General features: G+C 63.0%; 27 protein-coding genes, 1 tRNA gene and 2 riboswitches. Of the genes, 14 read left to right on the forward strand and 14 right to left on the reverse strand.

The window, feature by feature from the left end; translation table 11 throughout:
• Positions 1 to 20: 20 nt before the first annotated feature.
• Positions 21 to 329, reverse strand: coding sequence for a hypothetical protein (locus MesoLj_RS17160; protein ID WP_140771297.1), 309 nt, complete (start codon positions 327 to 329; stop codon positions 21 to 23).
• Positions 330 to 601: 272 nt separating this feature from the next.
• Between MesoLj_RS17160 and MesoLj_RS17165 the strand changes: the two genes are divergently transcribed.
• Both MesoLj_RS17165 and MesoLj_RS17170 read left to right on the forward strand, forming a co-directional pair.
• Positions 602 to 841: a hypothetical protein gene (locus MesoLj_RS17165; protein WP_140771299.1), complete on the forward strand. Its 240-nt coding sequence runs from the start codon at positions 602 to 604 to the stop codon at positions 839 to 841.
• 84 nt (positions 842 to 925) lie between these two features.
• Positions 926 to 2,029, forward strand: a complete 1,104-nt coding sequence (locus MesoLj_RS17170; RefSeq protein ID WP_446720317.1) for a sensor histidine kinase — start codon at positions 926 to 928, stop codon at positions 2,027 to 2,029.
• Between the two features lie 171 nt (positions 2,030 to 2,200).
• On the opposite strand, the gene MesoLj_RS17180 is transcribed toward MesoLj_RS17170, so the two are convergent.
• The 5 genes from MesoLj_RS17180 to MesoLj_RS17200 form a co-directional block, all read right to left on the reverse strand.
• On the reverse strand, positions 2,201 to 2,434 hold the full coding sequence (locus MesoLj_RS17180) for a DUF378 domain-containing protein (RefSeq protein ID WP_140771303.1): 234 nt from the start codon (positions 2,432 to 2,434) through the stop codon (positions 2,201 to 2,203).
• Between the two features lie 131 nt (positions 2,435 to 2,565).
• On the reverse strand, positions 2,566 to 2,811 hold the full coding sequence (locus tag MesoLj_RS17185; protein WP_202326839.1) for a DUF982 domain-containing protein: 246 nt from the start codon (positions 2,809 to 2,811) through the stop codon (positions 2,566 to 2,568).
• A 138-nt stretch (positions 2,812 to 2,949) separates the two neighbouring features.
• Entirely contained in the window at positions 2,950 to 3,156 is a 207-nt protein-coding gene (locus MesoLj_RS17190; RefSeq protein ID WP_056571572.1) for a hypothetical protein, read from the reverse strand.
• 155 nt (positions 3,157 to 3,311) lie between these two features.
• A tRNA-Gln gene (locus tag MesoLj_RS17195) sits at positions 3,312 to 3,385 on the reverse strand.
• Positions 3,386 to 3,422: 37 nt separating this feature from the next.
• Positions 3,423 to 3,722 carry a hypothetical protein gene (locus MesoLj_RS17200; RefSeq protein WP_244735471.1) on the reverse strand — a complete coding sequence of 100 codons (300 nt, stop codon included), beginning with the start codon at positions 3,720 to 3,722 and terminating at the stop codon, positions 3,423 to 3,425.
• Positions 3,723 to 4,179: 457 nt separating this feature from the next.
• Between MesoLj_RS17200 and MesoLj_RS17205 the strand changes: the two genes are divergently transcribed.
• Positions 4,180 to 4,473, forward strand: coding sequence for a hypothetical protein (locus tag MesoLj_RS17205; protein WP_202326840.1), 294 nt, complete (start codon positions 4,180 to 4,182; stop codon positions 4,471 to 4,473).
• A 91-nt stretch (positions 4,474 to 4,564) separates the two neighbouring features.
• Complete coding sequence (locus tag MesoLj_RS36625; protein ID WP_274609158.1) at positions 4,565 to 4,699, forward strand: hypothetical protein; 135 nt, start codon at positions 4,565 to 4,567, stop codon at positions 4,697 to 4,699.
• An 85-nt stretch (positions 4,700 to 4,784) separates the two neighbouring features.
• On the opposite strand, the gene MesoLj_RS17210 is transcribed toward MesoLj_RS36625, so the two are convergent.
• The 4 genes from MesoLj_RS17210 to MesoLj_RS17225 all read right to left on the reverse strand — a co-directional run bounded on the left by MesoLj_RS17210 (position 4,785) and on the right by MesoLj_RS17225 (position 6,075).
• Positions 4,785 to 5,030 carry a DUF982 domain-containing protein gene (locus tag MesoLj_RS17210; RefSeq protein ID WP_202326841.1) on the reverse strand — a complete coding sequence of 82 codons (246 nt, stop codon included), beginning with the start codon at positions 5,028 to 5,030 and terminating at the stop codon, positions 4,785 to 4,787.
• A 27-nt stretch (positions 5,031 to 5,057) separates the two neighbouring features.
• Positions 5,058 to 5,294, reverse strand: a complete 237-nt coding sequence (locus MesoLj_RS17215; RefSeq protein ID WP_140771315.1) for a DUF982 domain-containing protein — start codon at positions 5,292 to 5,294, stop codon at positions 5,058 to 5,060.
• Between the two features lie 116 nt (positions 5,295 to 5,410).
• A complete protein-coding gene (locus tag MesoLj_RS17220; protein WP_202326842.1) occupies positions 5,411 to 5,854 on the reverse strand; it encodes a GFA family protein in 444 nt (147 codons plus the stop codon).
• Positions 5,855 to 5,895: 41 nt separating this feature from the next.
• Entirely contained in the window at positions 5,896 to 6,075 is a 180-nt protein-coding gene (locus MesoLj_RS17225) for a DUF3606 domain-containing protein (RefSeq protein WP_015317039.1), read from the reverse strand.
• Positions 6,076 to 6,718: 643 nt separating this feature from the next.
• Between MesoLj_RS17225 and MesoLj_RS17230 the strand changes: the two genes are divergently transcribed.
• On the forward strand, positions 6,719 to 7,147 hold the full coding sequence (locus MesoLj_RS17230; RefSeq protein ID WP_202326843.1) for a DoxX family protein: 429 nt from the start codon (positions 6,719 to 6,721) through the stop codon (positions 7,145 to 7,147).
• A gap of 12 nt (positions 7,148 to 7,159) precedes the next feature.
• On the opposite strand, the gene MesoLj_RS17235 is transcribed toward MesoLj_RS17230, so the two are convergent.
• On the reverse strand, positions 7,160 to 7,465 hold the full coding sequence (locus MesoLj_RS17235; RefSeq protein WP_056571591.1) for a hypothetical protein: 306 nt from the start codon (positions 7,463 to 7,465) through the stop codon (positions 7,160 to 7,162).
• Positions 7,466 to 7,666: 201 nt separating this feature from the next.
• Complete coding sequence (locus MesoLj_RS17240) at positions 7,667 to 7,936, reverse strand: hypothetical protein (RefSeq protein ID WP_056571594.1); 270 nt, start codon at positions 7,934 to 7,936, stop codon at positions 7,667 to 7,669.
• A gap of 298 nt (positions 7,937 to 8,234) precedes the next feature.
• Positions 8,235 to 8,297, forward strand: a riboswitch (Fluoride riboswitch).
• 70 nt (positions 8,298 to 8,367) lie between these two features.
• On the opposite strand from MesoLj_RS17240, the gene crcB reads away from it, so the two are divergent.
• From crcB to MesoLj_RS17265, 5 genes are all read left to right on the forward strand, one after another.
• Positions 8,368 to 8,799 (forward strand): fluoride efflux transporter CrcB, encoded by a 432-nt coding sequence (crcB, locus tag MesoLj_RS17245; RefSeq protein ID WP_202326844.1) that lies wholly within the window; start codon positions 8,368 to 8,370, stop codon positions 8,797 to 8,799.
• A gap of 363 nt (positions 8,800 to 9,162) precedes the next feature.
• Complete coding sequence (locus MesoLj_RS17250) at positions 9,163 to 9,564, forward strand: hypothetical protein (protein WP_202326845.1); 402 nt, start codon at positions 9,163 to 9,165, stop codon at positions 9,562 to 9,564.
• Positions 9,557 to 9,949 carry a hypothetical protein gene (locus MesoLj_RS17255; protein WP_202326846.1) on the forward strand — a complete coding sequence of 131 codons (393 nt, stop codon included), beginning with the start codon at positions 9,557 to 9,559 and terminating at the stop codon, positions 9,947 to 9,949. Before MesoLj_RS17250 ends, MesoLj_RS17255 begins: the two co-directional genes overlap by 8 nt.
• Positions 9,912 to 10,604 (forward strand): terminase large subunit domain-containing protein, encoded by a 693-nt coding sequence (locus MesoLj_RS17260; RefSeq protein ID WP_244735473.1) that lies wholly within the window; start codon positions 9,912 to 9,914, stop codon positions 10,602 to 10,604. Before MesoLj_RS17255 ends, MesoLj_RS17260 begins: the two co-directional genes overlap by 38 nt.
• 397 nt (positions 10,605 to 11,001) lie before the next feature.
• Positions 11,002 to 11,736, forward strand: coding sequence for a phage terminase large subunit family protein (locus MesoLj_RS17265; RefSeq protein ID WP_202326848.1), 735 nt, complete (start codon positions 11,002 to 11,004; stop codon positions 11,734 to 11,736).
• Between the two features lie 205 nt (positions 11,737 to 11,941).
• Here the strand turns inward: MesoLj_RS17265 and MesoLj_RS17270 are convergent, their stop codons facing one another.
• Positions 11,942 to 12,649, reverse strand: coding sequence for a hypothetical protein (locus MesoLj_RS17270; RefSeq protein ID WP_202326849.1), 708 nt, complete (start codon positions 12,647 to 12,649; stop codon positions 11,942 to 11,944).
• A 177-nt stretch (positions 12,650 to 12,826) separates the two neighbouring features.
• On the opposite strand from MesoLj_RS17270, the gene MesoLj_RS17275 reads away from it, so the two are divergent.
• The 3 genes from MesoLj_RS17275 (at position 12,827) to MesoLj_RS17285 (ending at position 16,389) form a co-directional block, all read left to right on the forward strand.
• Positions 12,827 to 14,395, forward strand: a complete 1,569-nt coding sequence (locus tag MesoLj_RS17275) for a glycosyltransferase family 39 protein (RefSeq protein ID WP_202326850.1) — start codon at positions 12,827 to 12,829, stop codon at positions 14,393 to 14,395.
• A gap of 160 nt (positions 14,396 to 14,555) precedes the next feature.
• The gene (gene msrA / locus MesoLj_RS17280; protein WP_056571625.1) at positions 14,556 to 15,074 is read left to right on the forward strand and encodes a peptide-methionine (S)-S-oxide reductase MsrA; all 519 of its coding nucleotides are present in this window, start codon (positions 14,556 to 14,558) and stop codon (positions 15,072 to 15,074) included.
• A 526-nt stretch (positions 15,075 to 15,600) separates the two neighbouring features.
• Positions 15,601 to 16,389, forward strand: coding sequence for a formyltransferase family protein (locus MesoLj_RS17285; RefSeq protein ID WP_202326851.1), 789 nt, complete (start codon positions 15,601 to 15,603; stop codon positions 16,387 to 16,389).
• Positions 16,390 to 16,513: 124 nt separating this feature from the next.
• On the opposite strand, the gene MesoLj_RS17290 is transcribed toward MesoLj_RS17285, so the two are convergent.
• Positions 16,514 to 16,822 (reverse strand): hypothetical protein, encoded by a 309-nt coding sequence (locus tag MesoLj_RS17290; RefSeq protein ID WP_202326852.1) that lies wholly within the window; start codon positions 16,820 to 16,822, stop codon positions 16,514 to 16,516.
• A 195-nt stretch (positions 16,823 to 17,017) separates the two neighbouring features.
• Positions 17,018 to 17,131, forward strand: a riboswitch (TPP riboswitch).
• Here MesoLj_RS17290 and MesoLj_RS17295 point away from each other — a divergent pair.
• The gene (locus MesoLj_RS17295) at positions 17,122 to 17,730 is read left to right on the forward strand and encodes a Ykof family thiamine-binding protein (protein WP_202326853.1); all 609 of its coding nucleotides are present in this window, start codon (positions 17,122 to 17,124) and stop codon (positions 17,728 to 17,730) included. (Overlaps the previous riboswitch by 10 nt.)
• Positions 17,731 to 17,761 lie beyond the last annotated feature (31 nt).

Below are 17,761 nucleotides of genomic sequence, written 5' to 3' on the forward strand. Positions count from 1 at the left end.
TTGTCAGTCCTGTCCCTGGATTACTGCATCGATGCCGGGTGACCGAGATCGAGTGGGGTGATCGCGCACTCCTCGTCATCCTCGACGAGATGGTTTCCAAGCACGACCAAGCCACTGTTCAAGGTGTCGAATTCGATTGCCGCGCCAAGCAGTTGGGCGGCCTGCAGCACCAGGTGTTCAAGGTCCTCGAGGGCGACGTTCTCGACCAGATTCCTCATCCGGACCTGTTCGGCCGTCGCCGAGATATTGACGATCCCAGCCATCTTGAATGCCTTCTGGACCGTTGAATTGACGTCGTCGCGCAAGCGCGTGGAGTAGTCATGCCGCATCGAAACCTCCCAGGGGGAACGGTTTTCTGTTCATATCAGAGCATGCGCCCAGTGTGACGGGATGACAAGTGAAATTCTAGAAAATACATAAATAAATCAGTTAGTTATGATAGTTACAGGAATGCGCATCCGGTGTTTGATACGCATCATGAGCTTGATGCGGGGAGCGCTCACTGGCCGGCCTTGACGCATCTTGAGAACTACCCTAATTATAAGCGAAATGAGTTAGATACTAACTCACCGTATTTTGGTCTTGAGCGGGGAAGGCGCACATGGCTGAACTAGAACGCCCGGAACGACTGCAGATCATGCTCACCGCCGACGAATTGGCGGCCCTGGAAAACTGGCGCTACGACAAGCGCATGCCAAGCCGCTCCGCCGCCGTCCGGGAGCTGTTGCGGCGCGGCCTTGCCTCGGACGGGTTCCTGACGGCCGAACAAGGCGTCAAATCGCAAGACTTCGGCGTCCTGCCCGAGGGCGACGGCAAGGAAACCGATCGGCCTTCGGAGTGAGGGCCGTTTCGGCCATGATGCGCCGCCTGTGCGAATTGCCCGGGGCGAGATTGCCTTGATCAATTTGCGCGCTACCTCATGCAAATGAGCGAGATCGTGGTGGCGACGGCTGACATCGGAACAACCGACCAAAAACAGACCGCAACCGCGGATGCGCGCCTTGCGGCGATCGTAGATTCCTCTTTCGACGCCATCATCAGCAAGGATCTGAACAGCATCGTCACCAGTTGGAACCTGGCGGCCGAACGCATGTTCGGCTACAGCGCCGAGGAAGCGATTGGCCGGTCGATCGTCATGCTCATTCCCGATCACCTCAAGAGCGAGGAAATCGAGATTATCAGCCGGGTTCGCGCCGGCGAGCGGGTGGCGAGCTACGAGACGACGCGAAAGCGCAAGGATGGAGTGCTTATCTCCGTCTCGCTGACGGTTTCGCCGATCAAGAACGCCAATGGCGAGATTGTCGGCGCCTCGAAGATCGCCCGGGACATTTCCGCCGCCAAGGAGAGCGAGCGCAAGATCAGGCTGCTGATGCGAGAGGTCAACCATCGCGTCAAGAACCAGTTCGCGGTCATCCTGTCGATGGTCCGGGAGACGAGCAAGCGCTCGAATGACCCGCACGAGTTCGAGGAACTGATCCGTGCCCGCATCATGGCGCTGTCGCGCTCGCATGATCTGCTTGTCACCTCGGAATGGGCCGGCGCCAGCCTGTTCGACCTGATCCAGGAGCATTTGAAGCCTTTCGGCCGCGAAGAGCAGATACTGCTCTCCGGCCCGGTGCTGACGCTGCAGTCGAATGCGGTGCAGAATCTCGGCATGGCTTTCCACGAGCTCGGCACGAATTCGTCCAAATATGGCGCGCTGGGCAGCGAGGACGGCCGGGTCGAAGTCACCTGGACCATCGGCTCCGGCACCCACGATGCCGGTGCTTCGGGCGGGCGTGAGTTCCAGCTGCTTTGGAACGAGACATCCACGCCCCGTCCCGACGACAGGCGCGACGAGACCATACGCAAGGGGTTTGGCACCGTCGTCCTGCAGCGGGTGGCGCCGCAATCGCTTGGCGGTTCCGCCGTCCTCGAGCGGTCCGCGGGGCATCTCAGATGGCAGTTGGCCGCGCCACTGGCATCGATCATCGTGCCGCAACCCGGCGCCGAACCCGATGACGACGCCGCGCTCGGCTTCGGCATCTGACGCCCCGTCAAAAGAACTTGGTGTCGCGCTTATCCGGCGGCGGGCAGCTGCCTGACGGTGATCTCCACTTCGATGGCGGAGCATGTGCAGTGCGCGTGGACAGCAACCGCTGCCTGAGCGGCGTTGCGCCGAGGTGGGGCGGCAGGTTTCTCCGCCGCCCCGGCCTGCCGGTCACCGATGATGCGGGAGATGCCTTTCGGCATCGACTTCTCCAACGGTGAAGCTCTGGAAGCCCGGCATGAGCTGCCATACTGCTGCAAGGCCTATGACCAGATAGGCCAGGCGGGCCAGCATGGCGCCCCCAAGGACCGTGCCGATTACGTCATGGCCGGTCACACCCATGGACAGCCAGTTGAGACCGCCAAGGATTATGAGGGCGAGCGTGACGAGATTCATGATGCGCATAAACGCCTCCTGATGTTGCCTGACAAAAAGACGCCTGCAAAAAAACGCCTGCCGTTTCAGGCGGTTCCATCGATCACGAGATTGTGAATAGCGGCTGCGGTCCGTGAACGGCCGGCCTTCTCGACCAGTCCCTACTCGACCAGTATGTGCGCTTCGCGCGCGGCCTCGACGAAGGCCTCCCTGGCGGTATCGGGGGATACGTCGCCGCTCGTCGCCCGGCGGCAGGCGCGCAGCGCGGACTGATGTTTCAGGCTGCCGGTATCGCGCCAATGGGTCGTGAGCAAGTCTATGGCCTGCTGCGTGTTGGACAGGTTGCGGGTGGCTCCGGTGACACCGACGGAAACCACCACGGGTTTGGAAAACCAAGCAGTCTGCATTGGAGCCTCGACGGCGTTGCGGACATCAAACGTCCGCGCCGGCGCAAGGTTGCATCGCCGCCAATCACTGTCGCGTGAGGCTCGGCGGTCCCTGCCGGCGGCGCAACCTTCCCCTGGTCGGCGCCGGGAGCGCAGGGCCTAGAGGATGTTGGTCGTCACCTCGACGATGATCGCGGCGCCATCCAATGTGCCGTCGGGGACATGCACGACGCGCGAGACCCGCAGGTCCTGCGGGCTTCCGTCGACCGACAGCGAAACGCTTTCTCCGATCCTGGGCACCGCCTGGAAAATGGCGTCGGTGGCGTCGGGCCGGTTGTCGATGGATATGCGGCAGTTGACGGTCATGAAATGTCTCCTGTGTCTGGCCATGCCTCGGTCGTCAACGCAGGGTCGATGAAATGGTTTCAGGAGAACCGGTTCCAAAACCGGAGTTCCTTGACGCAATTCCCTGGAATAACCGCCTCACGGTGTCCCGGAATTGCTCCAGCCGGTCGAAGGGCTGGTTCCCGCTCATGGGCTCGAACCACGATTCACGCCTTCAAAGGGCGCTGTCCTACCATTAGACGAAGCGGGAGAAGCTGGAACGGTTATGGCGCCAGTACGGCAAAGCGTCAATTCGGTAAGTTGTTGACCGGCTCTTCGCAGCGGTAAACCGGGCAGTGTCCGTCGCGCGCCGGGATATAGGCCGACATCGGCACTTCGGGCCAGTCGCATTCATTGCCGAACTGCCTGACATAGCGGTCATAGGTGTTCGGGCCGGTGGTCAGCACCACCGCGTGACGGCTCTGGATCATGGCTTGGATCTCGGTGCAGCTCATGGCGCGGCTGTCGGGCCGGGCCTCGGCCAGACCGGTCGCCGCAAGCACGGCGCCCAAGGTCATCAACAGGATTCGAACGCGAGCTGACGTCATTGTTTCTCTTCTAACGCGGTTTTGGACGAAAGCCGCTTCACTTTTGCCGGAGGTACCCCGAGCGGGCATCCTTTGTCCCATAAAACTCATACTTCGTCCCGCCGGTTCCGCGACAGGCTACGCATGGGGCGTGGCGCGGCACGGCCGGCCTCCGGCGCAACCAAATCGCGTGTGGCGCATTGCTGGGAATGGACAGCAGGAAACCTTACGAAACACCGCAGTGGTGGCCCGGAGACGAGGGCCGCGAGGCCATGTGCTGTTCTTTCTGCGGCGGCCGCGACCACCGTTATGAGGAGTGCCCGCAAAGGGCCGACCCGCCCGCTGCCCCGTCCGAGGACGATGCCTGGACATCTCGCTGATCCCGTCGCGGCCTTGAGTGCCACCTTTTGCGCCGACAGGCGTTGTCCCTGCGAATGGAAGGTCGCCACCGGCGGCCGCGCAGGAAAAGGAGGCCAAGATGAAACCTCTCGCCATCGCGTCCCTGATGCTGGTGTTGGCCGTGCTGCCGGCGGCGGCGCAGACGGCTCCACAGCGGAACCCGGCCCAGCAGGCCGACAAATGCCGGGTCCAGCCAGAGCAAGGCAAGCAGCCGTCCGGCGACGGCAATCTGACCGAAAAGCTCAATGATTGCGGCGGGGTGCTGAAGCCGCCGGCCACCGGCGACCAGGGCATGGCCGCGCCGGCGCCCGATGAAGGCAATACGCCGGTGATCAAGCCCGGCCAAGTGCCCGCGCAGCCGCCGTCCAAGTAGAAGCGAGACCGGCGGCTTTATTGCCGGGCAGCGGAACCTCGCCGACCGGGAAACGTTTCTTTAACGAATTGGATTTGAAAGGACGGGAGCCTTGAAGGATATTGCCAACACCGTCACATTTATTGCCACGATCGCAATCGTGATCGTCCTGATGCTGATGGCGCCGAAGAGTTTCGGGTTCGAAACCTCTCATCCTATCGTGGATGGCGACCTGCCTGCCCAATAAAAGACCCGCTCCGCAAAAAAGCAGGCGAGGGCATCGCCTGCTTTTTTGTTGGGCGAAACCGTCTCACACGTTTCCTGGACTGGTTCTAGCGAACCAGAACGCCGGCGTGATCGCACAGTGCGGTGAAGGCTTCCTGCGCCTGTGCCGCGCTGTCCTTGTTTTCCAGCGCCGCCTCCACCTTCTCGCGCGCGGCCTGGTAGAAGGGACCACGGCTGGCATGCGGCCAGTCGATCAGGATCTCACTGGCGTCCTGAAGGCTCGCCACCTCACGGATCGTGTCCGAGCCATGCGGCTTGATGCGCATTGGTGTCGACAGCATCACATCGGCCATTGTTTTTCCCGCCACCATTGTTCTCAGCTATTGGAGGATGTGTGCTTCGCGCGCGGCATCGATCATGGCGCGCATCGCCTTTTCCGGTGGTGTCCAGCCATCCAGCGCATCGCGGCAGCTGCGCAATGCCGCCCGGTATCGCCGGCCCTGGCCGGCCGGCCAGTCGCCGAGGCATTCCAGGCCCTCCCAGGCGCTGCGCACCACGCGCTCGTGCTCGGGGGCAAACTTCAGGCGGATCGGTCGGGGAAACATCTTGTCGTTCAACTGAAGTCTCCGTGACGGGTGCATGTGGCCATGCGGTTTGAAGGACCGCGGCATGCATGAGGGGCGCCGGATAACGTCGCTGGCAGGGGAGGGTTCCAGACCCGAAGGATCAATTTTCAATCGCCGGCAACGGCGTCCGACAAAGGTCTTGGCGCCGGCGGATCGGCGTCTTCGGCCTGCGGCCGGTCATGCTCGAATTGCTCGGCGCCGGGCAAGGCGTGCAGCCAGCTCTCGCGGCGGCTGATCCACAATTCATATTCGGGGGCAAGGTCGGTCGGCGCGACGTCGAGGCTGCCAAGCATGACCTCGGCCTCGGTGTCGCCGACCCAGGCCACGCGGCCGCCGCAGGTCGGGCAAAAGCTGCGCGTTCCATAAGTGGCGACTTCGCCCGATGTCTCGAAGGCATCGCGCGGCCAGATGGCAAAGGCCGAATAGACCGAGCCGCCCGCCTTGCGGCAGTCCTTGCAATGACAGAGGCCGACCCGCGTCGGCTGGCCGGTGACGACGAAATGCACGCCGCCGCACAGGCAGCTGCCGGTCCTGCGTATGGTGTCGGACATGGGCGCGGCCCTCCGTTCTTGCGGCTCGCGGCAGCCGCCCTCTATCCGCGCGCCGCCATATGGTTGTCGAGCTTCTTGCGTGAAGGCCCGTAGCGCTTGATGATGGTCTGGGCTTCGCTCTGCGGGATGCCGTATTTGCGGGCAAACGCGGCAACCTCGTAGGTTTCCTCGCTCGAAACCAGCTTGCGGTCCTGTTTGGTCTTCGATTTGTCGTCGGGCATGGCGGGCCTCGCTTTCTGTCAGCCGCATGGTCGCGCGGACATAATACCACGCGATGCCGCGATCAGACATAACAGCGATCGGCGCTGCTGGTTCCATGACGGCGCATCGCCCCGGCAGGAACGGCCTGCAAGCAGTTGTTCAGGCCGGCGAATGGACCGGGCCGGCGTCGCGGTGACCGGTGTCACCGCATTCGACGCAAGGCGCGCTGGCGCCGGGGCAGCCACGATGATGGGTGCCGGCGGGACAGCAAAGGCCATTGGAGCTTGTCCAGCGCGGGCATTGGAAAACCTGCCCGCTGCCGCCGCAGCCATTGCACTCTGCCACCGATAACCCGACCAGAAAGGATCTCGTCCCTAGCCTGACTCGCGCGCCCAATTCTTAACCCACCCAAAACACCGCATCAGACATAGCTGTGCATTAGCCCAAGCTAACGATACCACGATCACGGTTACGAACAAGTTTCGCGATTTTTATGGCGGGGGCCTCGTCCGGGAGGAGCGTTTGAAGCGGGGGATCGCCTGCCGCCACCGTGGCGGCGGGCGGATGGCTTGTGGGTTTTCGGGTAAAATTCGCGAGGGGTGTCGGAACCGCTCCCGGCCGCACGTCCTTTGGAGCGAAACGGTTTCAACCCTGGAGAAAGTCATGCCGTCGCAAATCGCTCAATCGCCGTGGCAGACCACGGCCCTTCTCATTGCCCGCCTGATCTTTGCCGCCGTCTTCCTCATGGCGGTGACCTTCAAGTTCATGGGCATCGGCGCCACCGCGGGTTTCATCGCCGCCGCCGGCTTTCCCTTCCCGCTCTTCCTCGCCTGGTGCGCGGCGATCCTGGAGGTTGCGCTGGTGCTGTGTTTCCTGAGCGGCGCATTCTTCACGCAGGCGGCCCTGGTCGCCGCGGCCTATGTGCTGTTCCTGGCCTTCGCCTTCCACGGCCCCAGCCACTGGGCCGGCAACCAGGCCGAGTTCGGCTTCTTCGTCGACCATTTTTCCTTCGTCGCCGGACTGCTGTTCGCGGCGGTGCACGGACCGGGGCAGACGCTGGCGCTGAACCTGGGCTGGCCGGGCAGGGCGTGAGGGGAGCGAACCTCACATCTGGTCGTTGTATGGCTCCTTCATCTGGCCGACCATGCGGGCCAGTTTCGAGAATGAGGGCATATCCGCTTCCGGCTGGCATTGATTGGCGAGCTCCAGGAGCCGGATCGGGAAATTGACGGCGTCACGGCTCGACGCCGACATGCCGCCGGACCGCTCCTCGCTGGTCTCGCCGGCCTCGGCCTTGCGCAGGGCGATATCGATCTCCTCCGATGTCAGCACGCCTTTGCGCACCAGCACGTGGTTGATCGAGGCGACGGCCATCAGCAGGCCTTCGAGTTGCAGGTTGGCGACATTCATGGCGATTGCTCCCTCTATTCACCGTAGCTGAAACGCGCCAGCCGCGTTTCCGATCCGGAGGCAGGCGAAGCCGCCCCAGATCCTGTCGGCGAACAGCAGGACCAGCAGCATCGCGCCGCTATCCCGGCCAGCCGATGAAGGCGCCGGGTACGGTCATCTTCAACCCGGACGATGGGCAGATCGTCTGCCGCCGGAAACGATCTATTCCTGCGTCAGGCGCTCGCCATATTCGCGCCACAGCGCCTTGACCTCCAGGCTGCCGAGGCGCGGGATCGACGGATCGCCGCATGTGATGGCAACGGCGCCGATGTCGTAGTTGGGATAAGCACCCGCGACGAAGCGAATCGCTTCGCCAAGCGAGTTCACGCGGATCACCGGATCGGCCTGGCCCTGGCCGGTACTTCGCACCCCGGAAACCGAGGCTGGAGCATGTCGCATCCTGAAAACGGATGCCATGGCTGGTCTGTCCATCGTCCTCTCCCACAAAGGCCGTGACGGGAATCATTCCATGAGCTTCGACTGATGATTCCACAGCTGCGGGCCGAAGAAAAGCCGGCTAGCCAATGCCGGATTTCGGCGACCGGCCGGCCGCCATCCGATTGTCCGGTGAGGGCAGTTGTGCCATGATCTCATCAATGGTGCTGATTTGCGCCGACGACCCGCCGCCGAGGCGGGTTTTGTTTTTCAGCCTTCCGCTCCCGCCGCCGCCGGCTTGTCGAAGCGGCCGCGCTCTGGCATCTTGCCAGTAATGGGAGATGTCTGGCATCTTACCAGTGATGGGAATGGGGTTCTCCCGAAACCGCCAGTGATGGCTGATGACTCCTGCCGCGAAAACCGCGGTGGGAATCTGTCGATTCCGCCGCCATGGCGGGCCGATGTGCTCGTCTCAGAGAGGATCGAGCATGTCTTTTTCGAACTGTCTTCTGGTCATGGCCGGTGGCGCCCTCGGCACGCTGGCGCGCTACCTCGTTTCCACCTGGGCGCTGCCGGTGAGCAGTGAACTGCCCTGGGGAACCATCATCATCAACATCAGCGGCTCGCTGCTGATCGGCTTCTTCGGCACGCTGACGCTGGCCGGCGGGCGCTATCCGGCCTCCGAAAGCCTGCGCCTGTTCGTGATGATTGGCCTCTGCGGCGGCTACACGACCTTTTCGTCCTTCAGCCTGCAGACGCTCGACCTGCTGCGGGCCGGCGGCTTCGGCCGGGCGGCGCTCAACATCGGCCTGTCGGTGCTGCTGTGCGTGGGTGCCGTGGCGCTCGGACACATCATCGCCGCCCGCCTCAATGGCGGCGCCACGCAGGTCGCGCAGAGCGTGATCGAGGAGGAAGCTTGAGGCGGTTTTAATTGGTATGGGAATTTTTTCCTTGACCGGATGAGGGCAGCCAAGCTATCATCCTGTCCATGGTGCTGATTTGCGCCAACGACCCGCCCCCGAGGCGGGTTTTGTGTTTTTGGCGCCTTGTCATGTGACGGCGCTGAGGCTGCCGATTTTGAACGCCGGCGGGACAGCGCCCCCCTCTGTCCTGCCGGACATCTCCCCCACACGTGGGGAGATTGGCTGTTATGCTGGCTTTCGCCAATCGCCTACGCTGCAAGATTGGCGAGGCGCCGAAGCTGCCAATCTCCCCCCAAGTGGGGGAGATGTCCGGCAGGACAGAGGGGGGCGCCGTAGAGCGCGACCTCCGCGAGAAATCCAATGACCCAACGCTACGCCACGATCATTACCGACGATGACGGCCGCGACATCGTCAGCACCATCGGCGAGTTCGAGCACGCGCCGCCGCCGCCGCGTCTGGGCTGGATCGAACCGGCCGCGCCAGGCGTGCTGATCGGCATGGTGCGCGATGCGGCAGGCGGCTTTGGTTTTCCGCAGTCCGGTATTGGCGGGCAGGCCATCGGTCTCGTATTGGCGCGGCTCAAGGCGCAGGCCAGCGTGGCAAAACGCGCCGGTGCCGCAAAACCTGCCGCGACCGCAAAGCCGAAGCGCGCCAAGCGGGCGAGGAAAAAAACCGCCCGTTCGAAGAAGCCGGCCGGATCGGCGCAGAAGGCGGGCAGAGCGGCCGGCGATGCCGTTGCAAAGGCGACAGTCGATGGCTGACGACACCGCTGATCAGCCGGCGCGCCGCAAGACAAGGCCGGCAAGGCGCAAGCCGGTCCGCGAGGCGGCCGCGCCGACGCCTCGTCCGAAGCGGACGAAAAAGACGCTGGGCGACGACTTTCTCGCCGCCGTTCGGGCCGATTTCCGCGCGCATGGCGCCGGCGTCATCGCCGAGGTGCGGGCCGACAAGCCGGACCAGTATCTGAAGATCGTGCTGTCGGTGCTGCCCAAGGAATTCGATGTCGCCATCAACCATCTGGATGCCCTGAGCGATGAAGAGATCCGCAGCCGCATCCGCAGCCTCGAAGCCGTCGTCAAACCGTTCCTCGAAGAACCCGCCGATCGCCGTGAAGACGGAATATCTGGCGCTGCTGGCGGAACTTGACCGCCGCAGACGCAACAACCAGCTGGCGGCGTACAGACCGTATCAGCGCCAGGCCGAATTTCACGCGGCGGGAGCGGTCAACCGCGAAAGGCTGTTCATGGCCGGCAACCAGCTTGGCAAGACGAGGGCCGGCGGCGCGGAATGGGCGATGCACCTGACCGGCCGCTATCCCGCGTGGTGGCAAGGCAAGGTTTTCGACATGCCTGTCCGGCTATGGGCCGCCGGCGTGACCGGCGAGGGCACGCGCGACAACCCGCAGCGCGTGCTGGTCGGGCCGCCGCAACAGCAGGCGGCCTGGGGCACCGGCATGATCCCGGCCGATGCCATTGTCGACACCATCATGGGCCGTGGCGCGCCGGGCGCGCTCGACAGCGTCGTGGTGCGCCATGGCGGCGGCGGCGATGTGCAGGCCGGCGAGAGCGTGCTGTCGTTCAAGAGTTTCGAGAAGGGCCGCGAGAAATGGCAGGGCGAGACGCTGCACGGCGTCTGGTTCGACGAGGAGCCGCCGCTCGACATCTATTCCGAAGGCCTGACCCGCACCAACGCGACCGGCGGGATAACGATCGTGACGTTCACGCCGCTGCTTGGGATGTCGGATGTGGTGCTGTTGTTTTTGTCGGCGGGGGAGGTGGAGAGGATGGGGAAAATCAACTGACGAAGAGGAATCAAGGATATTGGCTGCCCGCAAGCTGCCTGGCGCGGGCCTTGGGATCGGTGGCTTTCCGGGTAAGCGGCATACACCTGACTTCGGATTGACCCAGGGCACGGTTCCAGTATTCCACGCATGCCTTGTTTGGCGTGTCTGGAATACAGACATTTCTGTTGATCGGCACGATTTTCCCGCCGGGGATTTGCAAAGATGAGGCTTGATTTGTGCAAGTTGTCTTCTTGCTGGAATAGGGCACGTTTGACTGGGTCGTGCAGGCGGCTGAGCTAACTGCAATAGCTATAACCAATGCTATGCGGATCATGTTTCCCCCCCAAAGTCGTTCGCCAACGTCGCACCGAACCCCATCGCTATCAACTATGCAGCTTGATCGGACTACACGAGAATGAGTCGTCACGTCACCTTCATGACCATCGACGATGCCGCGCATTATTCGCCGCAGGAGCGCGCGGCTATCGTTGCTGCCTATCCCGAGCATGAGCGCGAGGCCCGCGCGCGCGGCATTCCGGTGCTGGGCTCGGGCCGCATCTTTCCGGTGGCCGAGGCGCTGATCGCCTGCGAGCCGTTCCGGCTACCGCGCTATTGGCCGCGTATCGGCGCGCTCGATTTCGGCTGGGACCATCCGTCCGCCGCCGTCGAACTCGCCTGGGATACGGAGGCCGATGTCGTTTATGTCACCAAGGCAGCACGGGCCTCGCAGCAGACGCCGGCCATGCAGACGCTCACCCTGAGACCCTGGGGCGAATGGCTGCCCTTCGCCTGGCCGCGCGACGGCCGCCGCGAGACGCTGGAAGGGGCGGGGGTGGCGCTGGCCAAACAATATGCGGCACACGGGCTGAACATGCTTTCGCGCCATGCGCAGTTCGCCGACGGCTCGGTCTCGGTCGAGGCCGGGCTGATGGAGATGCTCGACCGCATGCAATCCGGCCGCTTCAAGGTGTTTTCGACGCTGAGCGATTGGTTCGAGGAGTTTCGCCTCTACCAGCGACAGGGATTTCGCATGTTCCGTATCGTGCAGGACGCGTTCGGGCCATCGACCGGTTACCCCGAAGGCTCGGCTGTGAACGGCATTCCGCTGCGCGACCAGGTGGTTTTCGAACGCGACCTCGGCGCGGATTGAGGGGTAGTGGGTGCTCCACCTCGCGCTCCGGCTTCACGACAGTAGCAGACAGTCCAACAGCCCGCTCCGGTTCGCCGGAGCGGGCTTTTTTGCGTTTCGGCCCGAAGCGCGTCGCGGCGAAGTGCATTCATGCCACCCGCTTCAGGGCTTTGTTTTTTTGGCATGGTGTCTTCCCAAAACCGAGGTCGCTTTTGCGCGACATGCATCAGGCCAGGATGTTGACGGCGCGGGCCGCAACCAGTGCGATCGTCAGCAGGGAGATCATCGCCTCGGCCATCATCAAAAGCTTCGCGCGCTGGGAGAGTGGCAAGGTGTCGGTCGGCGAAAACGCCGTCGCGTTGGTGAAGGCGAGGAAGACATAATCGATGAAGCCCGGCAACCAGTCGCGGATCTCGCGGTCGTTCAAGGTCATTTGCGGGAACAGGAAATCGGAATGGGCGCGGTTGACGAGGCCGCAGGTCGGCGGCCCGCCGCGATCGGTGCTCCAGAACCACAGGGCAAAAATGATGACATTGGTGACCCAGATGTTGAGCGCGTCGATCAGCAGCGTCTGGCCGCTGGAGCCGGCATGGCCCGCCAGCAGCGCGCGCACCAGGAACACCAGCGAACCGCAGTTCATGACGCTGACGACGCCGGTCATGACCAGGGCCGCCCTGCGGATCATGACGCGGAACCGGCCGACCAGATACCAGTGCTCCTCCTCGACCGCCTTCTGGGTGGCGACCTGTGTCCAGGCCGTGGCGACCGACAGCGGCACGAGCAGCGCCGCCTCAAGGGCCGGCGCCAGCCAGCGGGGGCCGAACGAAAGATCGTTGATCACCAGAAGCTGCAGGCAGATGATGACAAGGACAGCCGCGCGCGCCAGCCAGAAATCGAACGCGCGGTGGTGGATGACGGCATGCTGGTGACGCATCGAGTATCCGGGAGGTTCAGACAGGATCAGATATGCGGGTTGTTCTGTCGGGGGAGGGCAACGGAGCGCTGAAATTCCCGCTCAATCTTGGTCTTGCAATGGCCTGCAAGTATACTTTTTCGTAAGCTTTGACGTTGGGGCTGTTCGGCAAACCGGTCGGTGTGATTTAAGCGCCGCATGACGGGAATTGACGACTCCATAGATGGTTGGCTGCCGGCCGGGTTGCCTGTCGCGGGCATCGACCGTTCGTCGGTATGGTCCGGCCTGCTTCGTCATCCCTGGCATTTGCTGGCGCTCTTGTGCCTGGTGCAGATCGTGTGCTGGACGGTGGTGCCGGCGCTGATCGACCCCGCGCCGCCTGGCGATGTCGTGGAAGGTTTCATGTGGGGCCGCGAATGGGTGCTGTTGACCTACAAGCATCCGCAGCTTCCCGGCTGGCTGCTTGAAACCAGCCATCTTCTGACCGGATCGTTCCGCTGGCCGCAATATCTGCTCGCCCAGCTGACGATCTCGTCGACCTTCGTCCTGGTCTATCTGCTGGCCCGCGACATGCTTGGGCAAAGCCGCGCGCTGGCCGCCGTGCTTTTGATGCCGTCGGTCTATTTCTTCGGCTGGCCCACCCCGCAATTCAATCATGACTATGCGCAGATGCCGTTCTGGGCGGCCATATGCTGGCTGCTTTGGCGTGCCGGCCGCGGTGGTGGGCCGGGCTGGTGGCTGGCGCTCGGACTGGTGTCGGGCGTCGGACTCTATGCCAAGTTCTCCACCGGCCTGCTGCTCGCCTTCGGCGCTCTCTGGCTGTTGTCCGACGCACGCGCGCGCAGCCGGCTTGCGACGCCTTGGCCATGGCTCGGCCTTGCCGTTTTTCTCGCCGTCGCCGCGCCGCTGGCCGTCGAACTGTACCGCATCGACTTCCTGCCGCTGACCTATTTCGCCGACCGCGACGCCTGGGTGACCGAACACCGTGCGCGCCTGTATTACATCGGTGTCCAGGTGGCCGGGCTCTCCGGCTTTCTGCTGGTGCTGTCGATATCAGGGCTGCTGCGGCGTTCGCCTGACCCCGAAGCGCCCGTCGAACGCGGCATTCTGGTCTATCTCGTATGGATGGGCCTCGGCCCGGCGGTCCTGATCATGCTGGCCTCGTTGTTCACCGGCACCGGTGAATCCTGGGGTGCGCCGATGTACAATCTTGTCGGCGTCGTGGCGCTCGCCTTCCTCGGTCACCGGCTCGGCGCCTTCGAGATGCGAAGGTTGGCGATCTGCGCATTCACCTGCATCGTCACCATGTCGGCCGCCTATGCGGCGATCCGCTGGACGGACTGCAATGTGCGAGGACGCATGGATGCAGTCTGCTGGCCGGCGCAGCCGATCTCGGACGAGGCCGAGGCGGTGTGGCACGCGGCAGCACCCGGCCGGCTCGACATTGTCGGCGGCGATACCAATCTGGCCATGCTGGCTGGCCTCAATGCCTATGACAAGCCATCGATCTTCACCGACCTCAACATGCGGTTCGCGCCATGGATAACAGGGCGGCGCTTGCATGATCACGGCATGCTGATGGTCTGGTCGGGGCGTGGTGTGCCGCCGTCGCTGCGGGCATGGTTGGGCACCATCCCGGTCAAGACCGTTCTTTTCAACTGGTCGCGCGAGGCACCGCCCGTGCCAATCAATTTTGCCGCCATTCCGCCTGGCACGCGCTATCTGCCGCTTGCCGTGGACAGCCGAACCCGGCATCCGCGCAGCTGAAGCCCTGTCGCGCGGTCCGCAGGCGCCGCGTTCACTTCCAGTCGACTGGACGAAGCCGCCGACAATGCCCATTTATGGGAAATCCAATTTTGTTGTTGTGCAATTCAGGTCGGAAACGGCTACCGTTTCCCCCTTGAATTGCTTCTTGAGGAGACGTGACATGGCGACTTCGACCGAACGCGCAGTGCTTGCCGGTGGCTGTTTCTGGGGCATGCAGGATCTGATACGGCGCTATCCCGGCGTCATCTCCACTCGTGTCGGCTATAGCGGCGGCGACGTACCCAACGCCACTTACCGCAACCACGGCACCCATGCCGAAGCCATCGAGATCAATTTCGATCCGGCCGTGATCAGCTATCGCACACTGTTGGAGCGCTTTTTCCAGATCCACGATCCGACGACGCGAAACCGCCAGGGCAACGATGTCGGGATGAGCTACCGCTCCGCGATCTACTATACCAGCGACGAGCAAAAGCGCGTCGCCGAAGACACCATTGAAGACGTCGATGCGTCCGGCCTGTGGCCCGGCAAGGTCGTTACCGAAGTCGCACCTGCTGGTGCCTTCTGGGAGGCCGAGCCCGAGCATCAGGATTATCTGGAGAAATATCCCAACGGCTATACCTGCCATTTCGTGAGGCCAGGCTGGAAGCTGCCGGTTCGTGAGAAGGCCGTCTCATAGGTTTACGGATAGGCTTTCGCGCGGCATGGGGCTATAATTGCTTCGCCGATTGCCGCGCGACCAGCCATCGCGTGGCGATTGACGGGCGGTGGCATTTACCGAAGTTGCGCGGGCTGATCTGACGGGGGTGAGCATGAAGAAGATCTATCGGAAGCCAGTCCTGGTGAAAAAGGGCCGCCTTTCAGACGTCACCGCCTTGATACCGCCTTCGCAAATCAAGGCCACCTGATCGACAGCCTTCATTGGCAAGTGCGGTCGGCCCGCTCGAAAAGGCCTGGCTCGACCGCCGTTTAAATGGGGTGACCGGCTTGACGGGCGCTTTGAGAGGGTGCTGCTTTTGAGCCCGCAGACCGGGCAAGACCGGCTTTCGGCCGTGTTCATACTCGACGTCAACCACTATACCGGGCCGCTGCTGGCAGGGTGGCTTGAAGCAGGCCATCACATCGGTGCGATTGTTGTGCCGGGGTTGCGTCGGCGCCCAAAGCACTTCAGCACAGGCAATTTACGCCGAAGACTGAAACGCAGATTGCTGCTCAGACGCTATATCGGCGACACGCCGGCAAGACTGATCGAATTCGGGCGACCTTATGATTGGGACACGCTCGGCAAGCAATTGTCGCAGGTCGAGGCCGCTGTGTTGATCTGCTATGCTTTCCCCACATTGGTCCCGCCGCAATTGCTGAGCATCTTTCCCAAGGGCGGGCTCAATCTTCACCCGGCGCTGCTGCCCAACTATCGGGGCCCGCATCCTCTCCACCGCCTGGCGGTGGACGGCCAGCATGCCGTTCATGGCGGTGTGACGCTGCATAAGATGTCCGCCGCCTTCGACGACGGCGACATCCTTGGGCAGGTGTCGTTTTCGGAAACAGACTGGGCGTCGCGGCGGGCCTTGATCGACGGCTTGGCAAGCGCGATGTGCACGCTGGTGAGCGAGGTGGCGCCGGCCTACTGCAAGGGCAGCCTTTCGGGGACACGGCAGCCGGCCGGCGATTTCATCTGGGCGCGGCTTGAATCTGCCCACACGATGATCTCGCCGGCCATGTCGATCGAGCATGTCGATCGGTTGTGGCACGTGCTGGGCAATATTCCAGGGATCTATCTCGATGTCGCCGGCCACAAGGTCAGGCTGGGGTTCCAGATCGAACGGCTAGGGTCGCCGACCGGACAAGTGCCGGTGGCACGATGGGGCACCGTGGAGTTCGATCTTGCCGATGGCAGGGTCCGGTATCTGGCCTATGGCCACCTGCTCAAACGGCTCTTGAAATTGCGCGACGCTTTCGCGCGCTCTCAAGTCAGAAGTCGGGTCCTGAAATAGCGGTCAGCGAGAAACGACTCGAGCAAGGGACTTGCCGAAAGCAGACCACCCCGTTCATCAAGACCGGTAAACGCGGAAAAGTCGCGGCGCTTGCGCTCCGCGACTTTCCTGGCTGCGATCGAAATTACTTGCCGCAGTTGTTGTCGTTCACCGTCGGTGCGGTTGCGTTGCCGTTGGCGTCGCTCTGCGCGCCCTGGGGATTGGTCGGGCAGTTCTTATCCGCATTGGAATTCATGTCGCCCGGCGCGGTGGTGGTGCTGTTGGTCGCCGCCGGATCAACCGTATTGGGTGAGGCCGGCGTGCTGGGGTCCACTGTGATTGACTGGCCGCTGCCGCCCGACCCGTCCGTGCCGTTTGCGCTATTGCTTTGCGCCATCGCGGATGTGGCAAGAGCAACGGTGAACGCCGAAGCTGCGAGGATTTTCATGAACATGGTTCTGTCTCCATTTCTGTGAACTCGTCGCGTTGCGACTGGTGGGTCAACCTCGCGGCTTGGCGAAGGTTCCCGATAAAATTCGCGCGGGGAGGACCCTCCGGCGTCCATCCCGTGATCAGATCTGGTGCAATGTTTTTGGCCCATTGCGCCGAAAAAACAGCTTCCCCTTCAGTTCGAATGGTGCTTTAACGCGTCCATCCACAGGGGTGCTCCGTACGGTCGGGGCTGAGACGGGGGCGGCAAGCCCACAGACCCTAGAAGCTGATCTGGGTAATACCAGCGGAGCGAGGCGGGCGATGTTTTCAGGCGCACAGATTTCCCTATATCCCATGGCTGACGATTTCGTCGGTGTCATCCTTGGTGCGCTCGGCGCACTCGATCCCTACCGGGACAGGCTCAGGATCGAGACCGACGACATTTCGACCTTGCTGGTCGGACCACCCGAGGTGTTGTTCCCGGCGCTGCGCGATCTGTTCGTGGCGGCGGCGCGGACCGGCAAGCATTGCGTGCTGTCGGCGGCCATTTCGCGCGGCTGCCCGGGTGAGCCGGACGATCCGATCTGCCGCTCCGACGCGTTTGGCGGACCTGTCGGGCCGCTCGGCCCACGCAAGGAAGCCGCCATCGCCGCGGTGCGCGATGCTGCTGCCACCGGCCAGCCGGCGGCGGCGCAATTCTCGCTCTATGTGATGGGCACCGGCGACCACATGGACGAGATCTATGGCTGCATCGATTTCCTGAAGCAGTCCGGAGTCTACGATCGCTCCAAGAACTTCTGCACCAAATTGCGCGGCGACACGGGCGCGATCTTTTCAGCACTGAACGAGGCCTTCTGCCGCTTCGGGCCGGGTGCCGGCCACGTAACCCTCGACGTCACGGTTTCGGCCAACAGCCCGTCGGCTGTCTAAGCCGGCCGCGCTTTCGCGCGACCCCGTCAAA

Source organism: Mesorhizobium sp. 113-3-9, from assembly GCF_016756515.1.
Lineage (GTDB): Bacteria > Pseudomonadota > Alphaproteobacteria > Rhizobiales > Rhizobiaceae > Mesorhizobium.